This is a genomic window from Streptomyces sp. NPDC059866 (genome assembly GCF_042731325.1).
Taxonomy (GTDB): domain Bacteria; phylum Actinomycetota; class Actinomycetes; order Streptomycetales; family Streptomycetaceae; genus Streptomyces; species Streptomyces flavusporus.
The window spans coordinates 40593-54185 of record NZ_JBHWJT010000011.1 but is presented as its reverse complement, the minus strand read 5'-3'; the positions used below and the strand labels follow the sequence as shown (position 1 = coordinate 54185).

The following is a 13593-nucleotide window of genomic DNA, read 5'->3' as shown; positions in this document are numbered from 1 at the left end:
TTACTCCTCCCCCAGGATCTGCGGCACCTTGAAACGCTGCTGCTCCTGGGCGGGGGCGCCGGAGAGCGCCTGCTCGGGGGTGAGCGACGGGCGGACCTCGTCCGGACGCATGACGTTCGTCAGCGGGAGCGGGTGCGAGGTCGGCGGTACGTCTTGGTCGGCGACCTCGCTGACGCGGGCCACCGCGCCGATGATGTCGTCCAGCTGGCCTGCGAAGTGGTCGAGCTCTTCGGGCTTCAGCTCCAGACGCGCCAGCCGGGCGAGGTGGGCGACCTCCTCGCGCGTGATGCCAGGCATGCAGCGATCCTCTGGGGTGAGTGTGTGTGGTTTGAGCCCAATCCTATGGGGCGGGGGCGGCAGACCGTTAAACGGTTTCCCCGGGCCCGGTCACCGAGCGGCCCTAGCTGACGCGGCCCGGATCGTCCACCGTGGCGGCGGGGAGGGCGGCTGCCGGGCGTTGCCAGCCGCGGGAGCCGCGGGCGCGCAGCCATGCCGTGGTCTCCTCGGCGGGCATCGCCGCGGCGACGAGCCATCCCTGTACGGCGTCGCAGCGCAGGTCGCGCAGCCGCTCCCAGGTCTCGTCGTCCTCGACCCCCTCGGCGACCACGAGCAGTCCCAGGGAATGCGCGAGATCGACGGTGCACCGCACGATCTCCGCGTCCTCCGCGTCGACCGCCAGCCGGGCCACGAACGAGCGGTCGATCTTCAGCTCGCTCACCGGCAGCCGTTTGAGGTGGACGAGGGAGGAGTAGCCCGTGCCGAAGTCGTCCAGCGACATCTTCACGCCGTGTCCGGTGAGCCCGGCGAGGGTGTCGGCGGCGCGCTGCGGGTCCTCCAGCAGGACGTGCTCGGTTATCTCCAGTTGGAGCGCTCCCGCCGGGACGCCGTGCCGGGCGAGACGGGCGGCGACCGAGCCCGCGAAGCCGGGGGTGTGGACGTCGCGTGGGGAGACGTTGACCGCGACCGGCACGAACAGCCCCTGCGCCCGCCACTTGGCCACCTGTCCGAGCGCCGTGTCCAGCACGTACTCCGTCAGATACGGCATCAGCCCCGACGACTCGGCGATCGCGATGAACTCGTCCGGCGGCACCCTTCCGCGCTCCGGGTGGACCCACCGGACCAGGGCCTCGAGCCCGGCCACCTGTCCGTCGAAGCGGACCTTGGGCTGGTAGTGCAGCTCGACCTCGTGCGCGTCCAGCGCGCGGCGCAGGTCGGCGAGGAGGCCGAGGCGGTCCGGGGTGTTCGAGTCCCGCTTGGACTCGTAGACCTCCACGCCCGTACGGTCCCGCTTCGCCTGGTACATCGCCACGTCCGCGCGGCGCAGCAGGCCTTCGGCGTCGAGGGCGTGGTCGGGGAAGACGGCGACCCCGGCGCTGGCCTCCAGCACGAGGGTGAGGCCGTCGAGGTCGAGCGGGGAGCTGAGCGCGGCGACGAGACCGCGGGCGATCCGGGTGGCGGACGTCGTGGAGTCGGCGACCGGCAGTAAGACGGCGAACTCGTCACCGCCGAGCCGCGCGGCCTCCGCCCCGCGTGGCAGGGCCAGCCGCAGCCGGTCGGCGGTCTGCAGCAGCAGCCGGTCACCGGCCAGATGCCCGAGGGTGTCATTGACCGATCGGAAGCGGTCGAGGTCGATCAGCATCAGGGCGGCGCGGGCGTCGATGCGCTCGGCGTCGTCCAGTGCGGTCCAGATGCGTTCCAGGAGCCACTGCCGGTTGGGCAACCCGGTGAGCGGATCGCGCAGTTGCTCCTCCGCCCGGGCGCGGGCCATCCACAGCGTGGAGTCGAGCGCGATGAGCGGAATGGCGAACAGCGGCAGCAGGATCGGCTTGGCGACGGCGACCACACAGACCAGCGGTGCGATGCCGAGCAGAGCGACCGCGACCAGGCCCTGTCTGACCAGGGCGGTGCGGGCGATGGTGGGCAGTCCGCCGGCGCGGGGCGCGTGCAGGTACCACAGCAGCGTGCGGGAGACCGCGAGGTAGGCGGTCGCGACCAGGACCACCTCGGGGGCGGTGTAGAGGGTCCAGGTGTCGGGGTTCCACGGGTTCTCGACGGACGGTACGCGTCCGAAGGCGGCCAGCACGAGGGCGCCGGCGCTGATGCCGAGGATGTCCACCGCGCCGTGCAGGACGCCCTGCCGCCAGCGGTGGCGCCGGGCTATGCCGACCAGCACGACGACGGTCAGGCTGACCATCCCCGCCGGCACCCAGCCGTACAGCAGCAGCACGGCGAGGGTGAGGGCGGCGCCGGAGCCGGTGCCGCCCCACCAGCGGGCGCGGCCGAGCGCGACCAGGTGGCCGACGATGACACCGGTCAGCACGGCCAGCGACCAGCCGGCCGTGCCGGACGGGAAGAGCGCGTGGTGGCCGGTGAACGCCCGCAGGAATCCGGCGCCGAGGGCGAACCCGGCCGCCGCGACGACGGCCGCGGGCAGCGCCGGCCAGGACAGGTGGGGGTGCCGCTCGGCGTCGGCGCCGGGCAGTCCGGCGGTGAGGGCGGCGTCGTACCCGTCCGCCGCGGTGGGCCGGTCGGCGACGCGGTCCGACGCCTGCGCGTCCGCACGCAAAGCCGTCCGGAGCCCCCCTCGCCATGCGCCGGCCATCCGGCGCAGCCGTGAGTACGGGGCGGCGCTCTCGGTCGGTTCCATTCCCGTCCCTCTCACAGCCGGCGGTGCCCACGCCCCGCGGCCCGATGCCCGACATCCCTCGACGGCACCGCGGGCACGGCAGGTGCACACCTCAACAGTAGGCCGCAGAAGGCTTCCACGGGCAGCGGTCGTCGACGGTTGCCCGAATGCGCCCCGCCCGCCCGTATGCATCTGGTATGCGCCGATCGGGTGTTCTTCAACCGCTACTCGGTGGCGGGGAGCGCGACCTCCGACGCGGCATCAGGCCCTTGTTCCAGCAGGACGTTGAAGCCGTCCTCGTTCAGAACCGGCACCTTGAGCTGCATCGCCTTGTCGTATTTCGATCCGGGGTTGTCACCCACAACAACGAACGAGGTCTTCTTCGAAACCGAACCGGTCACCTTGGCTCCCCGGCTCTGCAGCGCCTCCTTTGCGCCGTCCCGTGTGAAGTGCTCCAGCGTGCCGGTGACGACGACGGTGAGACCCTCGAGCGGACGGGGCCCCTCCTCCTCGCCGGTGCTCTCCTCCTCCATACGGACACCGGCGGCCCGCCACTTGCGGATGATCTCCTGGTGCCACTCCTCGGCGAACCACTCCTTGAGCGAGGCGGCGATGATCGGGCCGACCCCCTCGGTGTTCGCCAGCTCCTCCTCGCTCGCCCGCTCGATACGGTCGATCGAGCGGAACTCGCGGGCCAGCGCCTCGGCGGCGACCGGACCGACATGACGGATCGACAGGCCGGTGATGATGCGGGCGAGCGGGCGCTGCTTGGCCGCCTCGATGTTCTCCAGCATGGCGACGGCGTTCTTGCGGGGGCCGCCCTCCTTGTTGGCGAAGACCGTGGCCGTCTTCTCCTTGCCGGTCTCCGGGTCGCGCTTGGGCAGGCCGCTGTCCTGGTCGAGGACGTACGCCTTGATGGGCAACAGCTCCTCGACGGTGAGGCCGAAAAGGTCGCCCTCGTCCTTCAGTGGCGGTTCCTCGGGCTCCAGCGGCTTGGTGAGGGCGGCCGCGGCGACATAGCCGAAGTGCTCGATGTCCAGCGCCTTGCGGCCCGCCAGATAGAACAGACGCTCACGCAACTGTGCAGGGCACGCACGGGAATTCGGGCAGCGCAGGTCGACGTCGCCCTCCTTCATCGGCCTGAGCGCCGTACCGCACTCGGGGCACTCGGCCGGCATCACGAACTCGCGCTCGGTGCCGTCGCGCAGGTCGACGACCGGACCGAGGATCTCCGGAATGACGTCACCGGCCTTGCGCAGCACCACCGTGTCGCCGATGAGAACGCCCTTGGCCTTGACCACGTCCTGGTTGTGCAGGGTGGCGAACTCGACCTCCGAGCCGGCCACCGTCACCGGCTCGACCTGGGCGTACGGCGTGACCCGGCCGGTGCGGCCCACGCCCACGCGGATGTTGACGAGCTTGGTGTTGACCTCCTCCGGCGCGTACTTGTACGCGATCGCCCAGCGCGGGGCGCGCGAGGTGGAGCCGAGGCGGCCCTGGAGGGGGATCTCGTCCAGCTTGACGACCACACCGTCGATCTCGTGCTCGACCGAATGGCGGTTCTCGCCGTAGTACGCGATGAACTCCCGTACGCCGCCGAGGTCGTCGACCACCTTGTTGTGCCGCGAGGTGGGCAGGCCCCATTCCTTGAGCAGGTCGTAGGCCTGGGAGAGGCGGGTCATGCCGTCGAAGCCGTCCAGGGCGCCGATGCCGTGCACGACCATGTGCAGCGGGCGGGTGGCGGTGACGCGGGGGTCCTTCTGGCGCAGGGAGCCGGCCGCCGCGTTGCGCGGGTTGGCGAAGGGCTTGTCGCCGGCCGCCACCAGGCGGGCGTTGAGCTCCTCGAACTTCTCCATCGGGAAGTAGACCTCGCCGCGGATCTCCACGAGGTCCGGGACGCGGCCCCCCTTCAGCCGGTCCGGGATCTCCGCGATCGTCCGGACATTGGGCGTGATGTCCTCGCCGGTGCGGCCGTCGCCACGGGTCGCCGCGCGGGTGAGGCGGCCGTGTTCGTAGGTGAGGTTGACGGCGAGGCCGTCGACCTTGAGCTCGCACAGGAAGTGGTACTCCTGGTTGCCGAGTTCTCTGGCGATGCGCTCGGCCCAAGCAGCGAGGTCCTCGTCGTTGAAGGTGTTGTCGAGGGAGAGCATGCGCTGGCGGTGCTGGACCGCCGTGAACTCCGTCTCGTACGACCCGGCCACCTTCTGGGTCGGCGAGTTCGGGGTGCGCAGCTCCGGATACTGCTCCTCCAGCTCCTCCAGGGTGTGCAGGAGCTGGTCGAACTCCGCGTCGCTGATGACGGGGGCGTCCTTCACGTAGTACCGGAAGCGGTGCTCCTCGACCTGCTCGGCGAGCTGCGCATGCTGCTCCCGTGCCTCGGCGGGTACCGCTGTGGACTCCGCTTGCTTGTCGCCGGCCACCGTGTTGTCCTCCCGTTACTCAGGGTTGTCCGCGAGGGATCTCGCCGCCCGGACGCAGTGCGCGAGGGCCTGGCGCGCGTACTCGGGGGAAGCGCCCGCGAGTCCGCACGTCGGCGTGACCGTGACCGCCGTCGCCAGCAGACCCGGTTGCAGCCCCAGCCTGCGCCAGAGCGTCCGAACACCCATGACGCTACCGGCAGGGTCTGACAATCGGCCGTCCGTGCCGGGCACGACGCCTGTGAACAGCCGGGTACCCCCTTCCACGGCTTCACCGATCGCCTCGTCGTCACGTTCGGTGAGGAGGGAGAGGTCGAAGGAGACGGCCTTCGCTCCGGCTCGGCGCAGCAGGGCGAACGGGACGTCCGGTGCGCAGGAGTGGATCACGACCGGACCGCCGTCGTGAACGCCGATGACGTCCCGGAGCGTGGCCTCGACGATCTGCCGGTCGACGGCCCGGTGGGTGCGGTAGCCGCTGGCGGTCTTCACCCGGCCGCGCAGGACGGCGGTCAGGGACGGCTCGTCCAGCTGGAGGACGAGCCGGGCGCCGGGTACACGCCGCTGTACCTCCGCGAGGTGGAGCCGCAGCCCCTCGGTGAGGGAGGCGGCGAGGTCGCGGCAGGCGCCGAGGTCGGAGAGGGCGGCCTCGCCGTTCCTCAGCTCCAGTGCGGCCGCCAGGGTCCAGGGGCCGACGGCCTGCACCTTCAGCGGGCCCTCGTAGCCCTGCGTGAACTCCTCCAGCGCGTCCAGGTCCTCGCCGAGCCACGACCAGGCGCGCTTGGTGTCCCGCCCGGGCCGGTCCCCGATCCGCCAGCCGCTGGGCTCCACGCGCGCGTACAGCTCGACGAGCATCCCGGCGGTCCGCCCGATCATGTCGGCGCCGGGCCCCCGGGCGGGCAGCTCGGGCAGGAACGGGAAGTCCTCGAAGGACCCGGTGACGGTCTTGGCGGCCTCGCGCGCGTCCCCGCCGGGCATGGAGCCGACGCCGGTGGCCGCGCCGAAGCTGAAGTTTTCGTTCACGGGGTGAAGCCTACGTATGGCGTCGGGGCCGGTGTGCGGCTGCGGGCCTCGGTTTCTCGCCCCCGCCGCCCCTACCCGTCCCATCCCTGGGGGCCGCGCTCCCAGACCCCCCTTCGGCCTGAACGGCCTCGTCCTCGAGCGCCGGACGGGCTGACTTGTGTCCGCCGGCGCCTCAACATGCCGCTACCACCCCGGCCGCACCGTCAGGTCGTTGACCTCCGCATCCCTCGGCAGGTCCAGCGCCATCACGATCGTCGTCGCCACCGACTCGGGGTCGATCCACCTCGAGGGGTCGTAGTCCTTGCCCTCCTGCTGGTGGACCTTGGCCTGCATGGGGCTCGCCGTACGGCCCGGGTAGACGGAGGTGACCCTGACGCCGTTCGTGTGCTCCTCGTGACGCAGGGAGTCGGCCAGCGCCTTGAGGCCGTGCTTCGAGGCCGCGTACGCGGACCAGCCGGCGTGGGCGTTGAGGCCGGCGCCGGAGTTGACGAACAGCACATGGCCGCGGGCGGCGCGCAGTTGGGGCAGGAAGAGGCGGGTGAGTTCGGCGGGGGCGACGAGGTTGACGTTGAGCTGGTGGCGCCAGGTCTTCGGGGTCAGGTCACCGACCGGGCCCAGGTCGACCACTCCGGCGATGTGGAGCAGGGAGTCCACCCGGTCGGGCAGCGTCTGGTGGGAGAGCGCCCAGCTCAGCCTGTCGGGCTCGGACAGGTCACCTACGAGGGTCCTCGCCCCGGGGAACTCGGCGGCCAGTTCCTTCGCGCGGCCGGCGTCACGCGCGTGCAGCACGATCTCGTCCCCGCGCGCGTGCAGCCGGCGGGCCACGGCCGCTCCGATGCCGGAACCCGCCCCGGTGATCACATGTGTAGCCATGCCGCCATGCTCGCATCACTCGCGCGTCGCTCCACGCCCCGGCCCGCCGCGAGGTACGCCGACGCGCCCGCACCCGGCACGGGCCACCGTACGCGGGAAGAACCGGGCGCCGGCGAACGCTTTCCCAGGTATGACCCAAGGACACACGATCACCATCGAGCAGGGCACGCAGCGGGTACGGGCCGTCCACGGCGGGCAGGTGCTGGCGGAGAGCGACCGGCCGCTGATCCTGCGGGAGACGGGCTCTCCCGTGCGCTACTACTTCCCGCCCGAGGACGTCCGCCTGGACCTGCTCACGCCCTCCGACACCCACACCTCCTGCCCGTTCAAGGGCACCGCTTCCTACTGGTCGCTGCCCGGGGCGGCCGACCTCGTCTGGGCCTACCCGGAGCCGAAGCCGGGCGTGGCCGAGATCAAGGACCACCTCTGCTTCTACGACGTAGAAGAAGTGTCGTAACCGATGAGTTCCATGCCCCGTGGCAGTCTCCACAGGCATGGACAAGAACACCATCTCGCGCGACGGCACCCCCATCGCGTACCAGCGCATCGGACAGGGCCCGGTAGTCGTCCTGGTCAGCGGGGCGATGTCGGCGGGCGCCACGGTGGCGCCGCTCGCCGGGCCCCTGTCGGACCGCTTCGGCGTCGTGGTGTACGACCGCCGGGGCCGCGGCGCGAGCGGCGACACGACGCCGTACACGGTGGAGCGCGAGGTCGAGGACCTGGCGGCGCTGATCGAGGCCGAGGGCGGCGACGCGGCGCTGTACGGCATCTCGTCGGGCGGCGCGCTGGCGCTTCATGCGGCGGCCAGCGGGCTGCCGGTGCGTCAGGTGGCCGTGTACGAGGTGCCTTTCGCCATGGACGAGGTCGCGGCGAAGGGGCGCGCCGAGTACAGCGAGCGGCTCACCGAGGCGCTCGCGCAGGGGCGGCGCGGCGACGCCGTCGAGCTGTTCCTGAGACTGACCGGCCTGGCCGAGGAGATGATCCAGGGCGCGCGCCAGTCCCCCCTGTGGTCCGGTATGGAGACCATCGCGCCGAGCCTGGCGTACGACGACGCCGTCATGGGCGACGGCCGGGTCCCCCGGGACCGGCTGGCCGCGATCACCGTGCCCGTCCTGGCCCTCGCGGGCGGGGCGAGCCCCGGCTGGATGAGGCAGGCGGCCCGAGCGGTCGCGGACGCCGCTCCCCAGGGCGCGTACCGCGTCCTCGAGGGCCAGACGCACATGGTGGATCCGCAGGTCCTGGCGCCGGTGCTGGCGGAGTTCTTCAGCGAGTGAGTGCGGCCCGGGCCGCGGCTCAGGCCACGCCCGCCGTCGCCCGCACCGTAGACGCGATCGTCGCCGACCCCACCACGCGCGTGCCGTCGTACAGCACGATCGCCTGGCCCGGGGCCACGCCCCGCACCGGCTCCGTGAAGTGCACCCGCAGCTCACCGTCGACCAGTTCGGCGGTCACCTCGGTCTCCCCGCCGTGGGCGCGCAGCTGGGCGGTGTAGGTGCCGGGGCCGGCCGGGGCCACACCGCACCACCGGGGCTTGACGGCGGTGAGGGCGCTGACGTCCAGGGCGGAGGCGGGGCCGACCGTCACCGTGTTGGTCACCGGGGAGATGTCGAGGACGTAGCGCGGCTTGCCGTCGGGGGCGGGGGTGCCGATGCGCAGGCCCTTGCGCTGGCCGATGGTGAAGCCGTACGCCCCCTCGTGGGTGCCCACGCGGGTACCGGACTCGTCGACGATGTCGCCCTCGGCCTTGCCGAGGCGGCCGGCGAGGAAGCCCTGGGTGTCGCCGTCGGCGATGAAGCAGATGTCGTGCGAGTCGGGCTTCTTGGCCACCGCCAGCCCCCTGCGCTCGGCCTCCGCGCGGATCTCGTCCTTGGTCGTCACCGTGTCGCCGAGCGGGAACATCGCGTGCGCCAGCTGCTTCTCGTCCAGGACGCCGAGGACGTAGGACTGGTCCTTGGCCATGTCGGAGGCGCGGTGCAGCTCGCGCGTGCCGTCCTCGTTCAGCACGACCTTCGCGTAGTGGCCCGTGCACACCGCGTCGAAGCCGAGGGCGAGCGCCTTGTCCAGCAGCGCGGCGAACTTGATCTTCTCGTTGCAGCGCAGGCAGGGGTTCGGGGTGCGGCCCGCCTCGTACTCGGCGACGAAGTCCTCGACGACGTCCTCGCGGAAGCGGTCGGCGAGGTCCCAGACGTAGAACGGGATGCCGATGACGTCCGCGGCGCGGCGGGCGTCGCGGGAGTCCTCGATCGTGCAACAGCCCCGCGCGCCGGTGCGGAAGGACTGCGGGTTCGCGGAGAGCGCGAGGTGGACGCCGGTCACGTCGTGGCCCGCCTCGGCCGCGCGGGCGGCGGCGACGGCGGAGTCGACGCCACCGGACATGGCGGCGAGGACGCGGAGGGGGCGGGGGCGCTGCGGGGTGTCAGTCATAACGCTTCCAGGGTACGGGGGCGCGGGAACCGGAGCCCGCGAGTATCCGTTCTCGCTCACATGGAAGAGAAGAAGGGCGGCTCCGGCCGGCGAATCGGGCGACGGTCACTGATCCTCGGTGGGGCCGCGGCCGCGGTCGGCACCGGGGCCGTGCTGGCGCGCGACGAGCTGTCGCGGCTGTGGTGGCAGGTGCCCGGGGTGGAGAAGCCGCGGGTGGCGGGCGCCGTCGACTACCGGGGTGCGCGCTGGGTGGCGGCCTCGTCGGCGAACTGGCGGCGGGCGGACCGGCCGGACGACTACACGATCGACATGGTGATCATCCATGTCACCCAGGGCAGCTTCGACAGCGCGGTGAAGGTCTTCCAGGACCCGGGCCACGGCGCGGCGTCCCACTACATCGTCCGCAACGACGGTCACATCGCGCAGATGATCCGCGAGCTGGACGTCGCCTATCACGCGGGCAACCGGGACTACAACGAACGCAGCGTCGGCATCGAGCACGAGGGCTTCGTCGACCGCCCCCAGGACCTCACGGACGCGATGTACGCCGCGTCCGCCCGTCTGACGGCGCAGATATGCCGGCGCTACGCCATACCCGTCGACCGCGAGCACATCATCGGCCACGTCGAGGTGCCGGGGACGGACCACACGGATCCGGGCGAGCACTGGGACTGGGACCGGTACATGAAGCTCGTACGGCAGGCGGACACGACCGCGACACCGGCCCAGGCCAGGCCCAGGCCCTAGGTCAGCCCCGCCGCGCGGGCGCGTTCCACCGCCGGGCCGATGGCCTTGGCGACCGCCTCGACGTCGGCCGGTGTGGAGGTGTGGCCGAGGGAGAAGCGGAGGGTGCCGCGGGCCAGGTCCGGGTCGGTGCCGGTGGCGAGCAGGACGTGGCTGGGCTGGGCGACGCCCGCGGTGCAGGCGGAGCCGGTGGAGCACTCGATGCCCTGGGCGTCCAGGAGCAGCAGCAGGGAGTCGCCCTCACAGCCGGGGAAGGTGAAGTGGGCGTTGGCCGGGAGGCGGTCCACCGGGTCCCCTCCCAGGATCGCGTCCGGCACCGCCGTACGGATCGCGTCGATCAGGTCGTCGCGCAGGGCACCGATCTCGCGGGCGAAGCGTTCGCGGTGTTCGGCGGCGTGCTTGCCGGCGACCGCGAAGGAGGCGATCGCGGGGACGTCGAGGGTGCCGGAGCGGACGTGGCGTTCCTGGCCGCCGCCGTGCAGGACGGGTACGGGGGTGTACTCCCGGCCGAGGACGAGCGCGCCGATGCCGTACGGCCCGCCGATCTTGTGGCCGGAAACGGTCATCGCGGCGAGTCCGGAGGCGGCGAAGTCGACCGGCAGCTGGCCGACGGCCTGGACCGCGTCGGCGTGCAGCGGGACGCCGAACTCGGCGGCGGTCGCGGCGAGTTCGGCCACCGGCAGGACGGTGCCGATCTCGTTGTTGGCCCACATGACGGTGGCCAGGGCGACATCGTCGGGGTTGCGGGCGATGGCCTCGCGGAGGGTGTCCGGGTGGACCCGGCCGTAGGAGTCGACCGGGAGGTACTCGACGGTGGCGCCCTCGTGTTCGCCGAGCCAGTGGACGGCGTCGAGGACGGCGTGATGTTCCACGGGGCTGGCCAGGACCCGGGTGCGGGCCGGGTCGGCGTCGCGGCGGGCCCAGTACAGGCCCTTGACGGCGAGGTTGTCGGCCTCCGTTCCGCCGGAGGTGAAGACGACCTCGCTGGGGCGGGCGCCGAGGGCTTCCGCGAGGGTCTCGCGGGCTTCCTCGACGGTTCGCCGCGCGGCACGGCCGGATGCGTGGAGGGAGGAGGCGTTGCCCGTGATGCCGAGGTGGGCGGTCAGCGCCTGAGCCGCCTCCGGAAGCATCGGGGTGGTCGCGGCGTGATCGAGATAAGCCATGGTGAGGCCGATTCTACGGCCCCGTCCCGGCCGGCCCCTCGCTGCCCACGACCAGTTCCGGCCGTCGCGGCCAGGCCCTGCCACCGCCGGGCGGACAGGAATCCGACGACAGGGTCCGGAATCAGAAGCTCCACGAGATCGTGTTGTCCGCCTGCATGAACGCGGCGAGTACGACGAGGTCGGCGACGCCCAGCCCGAGGCCCAGCCAGGCCCGGCCCCGGCGGCCGGTGCCCCGCGCGAGGGCCACGGCAGCCAGGACGATGGCGATCGGGCCGAGGAAGATGTTCAGCACGAGCAGGCCCAGGAGGCCGAGGACGAAGGACGCGACGGCCATGCCGTCGGTGTCCCGGATTCCGGTGCGGCGCGTGGCCGGTGCGGTGAGGTGCATGGTGGTCAGCTCCCGACGAGCGGATCGGTCGGATGGACGGCGGTCAGTTCGTCCGGGCGGCGCGGCGGCGGCCGTGGCGCTCGCGGAGCGCGAAGATGCCGAGCCAGCCGGCGATCACGACGGCCGCGACGACGGTGAAGGTGAGCGGTGCGTGGGCCACGGTGCCCATGACCAGGCCGAGCAGCAGGAGTGCGGCGACGAGGAACAGCATGGGTCGGTATCCCCCTCCGGATGCCTGCGGGTGGCTTCTCACCCGAAGGCTCGGTGAACGGTTGTAGTTACAGTTGTTCACTGACTTCCCAGTCTAGCCTGTCCCATGACTTTTAAATTCCAGAGAACAGTTGTTAACTGCATGGCATGAGTCACACCCTCGGCCTGCGGCAGGCGCAGAAGCAGAAGACCCGACAGGCGCTGCTGGAAGCGGCGTTGGAGCTGCTGGAGGGCCAGAGCCTGAGCAGCCTGGGCCTGCGCGAGGTCACCCGTGCCGTCGGGGTCGCCCCGACCGCCTTCTACCGGCACTTCCGCTCCACCGAGGACCTCGGCGTGGCGCTGGTGGAGGAGGCACTGGGCAGTCTGCACCCGATGATCCGCACGATCGTGTCAACGGCGGGCGACAGCGACGAACGCATCATGCGCGCGGTGGAGTTGATCGCCCGTCATGTGGACGCGTACCCCTCCCACGTCCGTTTCATCGCCCGCGAGCAGCACGGCGGGGTCCGGCCGGTACGGGAAGCCATCCGGAACGAACTGGCCCGGTTCACCGAGGAGGTGAAGGCGGCGCTGGTCACCGACCCCATGGCCGAGGGCTGGAGCGATGACGATCTGCTGATGCTCGCGGGCCTGTACGTCGACCAGATGCTCATCGCGGCCTCGCTCTTCCTCGAGGCCCTCGATGGTGCCGAGGAGGAACGGCAGCGCGTCACCCGGCTCGCCGCCCGCCGACTGCGGCTGATCAGCATCGGCCGCGCACACTGGCTGGACTGACGGCCGGCCGGTCCGACCGACCGACCGGACGGACCCGTCCGGGATCGGGGTCAGCCCTGCCGGCCTGCCCCGGACAGGCCCCCGGGGACCCTGTCAGCCGAGCCGGACCCGCGCCAGCTGCCGGGACTGGGCGACCAGCCGGTCCGTGCTGTCCCAGACCTCGGCGTCCTCCTCGAGGAAACCGCCGGCGAGGTTGCGGGTGGTGATGGACACCCTGAGGGGGCCCGGCGCCGGGCGGCACCGTATGTGCACGGTCAGTTCGACCGTCGGCACCCAGCCGGAGATACCGAGTTCGAACGCGGTGGGCGGCAGCGCATCCACCGCCAGAAGCAGCGAGAAGGGGTCGGCGTCCCGGCCGTCCTTCAGGCCGAACCAGGCCCGCATCTCGCCCTTGCCGGACGGCGAGCCGAGGGCCCAGCCCAGGGTCGAGGGGTCGAGCTTGAGCATCAGGCGGTCGGTGATGGCCGAACTGCCGGGGACCGGAGCGGGTCCGTCCTCGGGTCCGAAGCACTGGTCCATCGGCGGGATGGCGGGCGGCTTCGCGGCCGTACGGACGTCGTCGGGGAGCGCGCCGAGGTCGCCGTACGAGGCGAGGACGCGGATCCGTTCGACCTCGCCACCCTGCTCGTCGTACTGGAAGAGGGACGCCTGCCCCGTCGACAGGGTCCGGCCGGTGCGCACGACGTCCGTGCGGACGACCGCGGGGCCCGGCCGGGAGGCGGTCAGGTAGTGCGCGGAGATGGTGAACGGGTCCGGGTGCGGCAGGGCGTCGGCGAGGGCGCGGCCCAGGACGGCCAGCAGATAGCCCCCGTTGACGGCGTTGATGATCGTCCAGCCGGCCGAGAGGTCGATGTCGTAGACGCCCTCCGCGCGCCGGGTGACAGCGGTGTCTCGGTCGAACTCGCTGCTGCCGATGGTCGCCTGGGATGCCTGAGCCATGCCGGTACGGTACAA

Annotated in this window: 14 protein-coding genes; 4 read left to right on the top strand and 10 right to left on the bottom strand. The window is 71.9% G+C overall.

What is annotated here, in order from left to right; genetic code table 11:
- The 5 genes from gatC to ACFV7R_RS18450 form a co-directional block, all read right to left on the bottom strand.
- Window positions 1-297 (bottom strand): Asp-tRNA(Asn)/Glu-tRNA(Gln) amidotransferase subunit GatC, encoded by a 297-nt coding sequence (gatC, locus tag ACFV7R_RS18470; protein ID WP_004925108.1) that lies wholly within the window; start codon window positions 295-297, stop codon window positions 1-3.
- 103 nt (window positions 298-400) lie between these two features.
- Window positions 401-2647, bottom strand: coding sequence for a putative bifunctional diguanylate cyclase/phosphodiesterase (locus tag ACFV7R_RS18465; RefSeq protein WP_385264490.1), 2247 nt, complete (start codon window positions 2645-2647; stop codon window positions 401-403).
- Between the two features lie 203 nt (window positions 2648-2850).
- Window positions 2851-5046 carry an NAD-dependent DNA ligase LigA gene (gene ligA, locus ACFV7R_RS18460; RefSeq protein WP_385264488.1) on the bottom strand — a complete coding sequence of 732 codons (2196 nt, stop codon included), beginning with the start codon at window positions 5044-5046 and terminating at the stop codon, window positions 2851-2853.
- 15 nt (window positions 5047-5061) lie between these two features.
- Window positions 5062-6018 carry a methionine synthase gene (locus tag ACFV7R_RS18455; RefSeq protein ID WP_385264786.1) on the bottom strand — a complete coding sequence of 319 codons (957 nt, stop codon included), beginning with the start codon at window positions 6016-6018 and terminating at the stop codon, window positions 5062-5064.
- A 228-nt stretch (window positions 6019-6246) separates the two neighbouring features.
- Window positions 6247-6936 carry an SDR family oxidoreductase gene (locus ACFV7R_RS18450; protein ID WP_385264486.1) on the bottom strand — a complete coding sequence of 230 codons (690 nt, stop codon included), beginning with the start codon at window positions 6934-6936 and terminating at the stop codon, window positions 6247-6249.
- A 130-nt stretch (window positions 6937-7066) separates the two neighbouring features.
- Here ACFV7R_RS18450 and ACFV7R_RS18445 point away from each other — a divergent pair, with 130 nt between their 5' ends.
- Together ACFV7R_RS18445 and ACFV7R_RS18440 are read left to right on the top strand one after the other, a co-directional pair.
- Window positions 7067-7393, top strand: a complete 327-nt coding sequence (locus ACFV7R_RS18445; RefSeq protein WP_129800450.1) for a DUF427 domain-containing protein — start codon at window positions 7067-7069, stop codon at window positions 7391-7393.
- A 37-nt stretch (window positions 7394-7430) separates the two neighbouring features.
- Window positions 7431-8210: an alpha/beta fold hydrolase gene (locus ACFV7R_RS18440; protein WP_385264784.1), complete on the top strand. Its 780-nt coding sequence runs from the start codon at window positions 7431-7433 to the stop codon at window positions 8208-8210.
- A 19-nt stretch (window positions 8211-8229) separates the two neighbouring features.
- Here ACFV7R_RS18440 and mnmA read toward each other — a convergent pair whose 3' ends face one another.
- Entirely contained in the window at window positions 8230-9360 is a 1131-nt protein-coding gene (mnmA, locus tag ACFV7R_RS18435) for a tRNA 2-thiouridine(34) synthase MnmA (RefSeq protein WP_385264485.1), read from the bottom strand.
- 60 nt (window positions 9361-9420) lie between these two features.
- Here mnmA and ACFV7R_RS18430 point away from each other — a divergent pair, with 60 nt between their 5' ends.
- The gene (locus ACFV7R_RS18430) at window positions 9421-10107 is read left to right on the top strand and encodes an N-acetylmuramoyl-L-alanine amidase (RefSeq protein ID WP_385264483.1); all 687 of its coding nucleotides are present in this window, start codon (window positions 9421-9423) and stop codon (window positions 10105-10107) included.
- Here ACFV7R_RS18430 and ACFV7R_RS18425 read toward each other — a convergent pair.
- From ACFV7R_RS18425 to ACFV7R_RS18415, 3 genes are all read right to left on the bottom strand, one after another.
- Complete coding sequence (locus ACFV7R_RS18425; protein ID WP_385264481.1) at window positions 10104-11267, bottom strand: cysteine desulfurase family protein; 1164 nt, start codon at window positions 11265-11267, stop codon at window positions 10104-10106. The genes ACFV7R_RS18430 and ACFV7R_RS18425 overlap by 4 nt on opposite strands.
- 121 nt (window positions 11268-11388) lie before the next feature.
- Window positions 11389-11655, bottom strand: a complete 267-nt coding sequence (locus ACFV7R_RS18420) for a DUF4190 domain-containing protein (protein ID WP_129800454.1) — start codon at window positions 11653-11655, stop codon at window positions 11389-11391.
- A gap of 43 nt (window positions 11656-11698) precedes the next feature.
- Entirely contained in the window at window positions 11699-11866 is a 168-nt protein-coding gene (locus ACFV7R_RS18415) for a hypothetical protein (RefSeq protein WP_385264479.1), read from the bottom strand.
- A gap of 146 nt (window positions 11867-12012) precedes the next feature.
- Here ACFV7R_RS18415 and ACFV7R_RS18410 point away from each other — a divergent pair, with 146 nt between their 5' ends.
- Window positions 12013-12639, top strand: coding sequence for a TetR family transcriptional regulator (locus tag ACFV7R_RS18410; RefSeq protein WP_385264478.1), 627 nt, complete (start codon window positions 12013-12015; stop codon window positions 12637-12639).
- A 93-nt stretch (window positions 12640-12732) separates the two neighbouring features.
- On the opposite strand, the gene ACFV7R_RS18405 is transcribed toward ACFV7R_RS18410, so the two are convergent.
- Window positions 12733-13578 carry a thioesterase family protein gene (locus ACFV7R_RS18405; protein ID WP_385264476.1) on the bottom strand — a complete coding sequence of 282 codons (846 nt, stop codon included), beginning with the start codon at window positions 13576-13578 and terminating at the stop codon, window positions 12733-12735.
- Window positions 13579-13593: the final 15 nt, after the last annotated feature.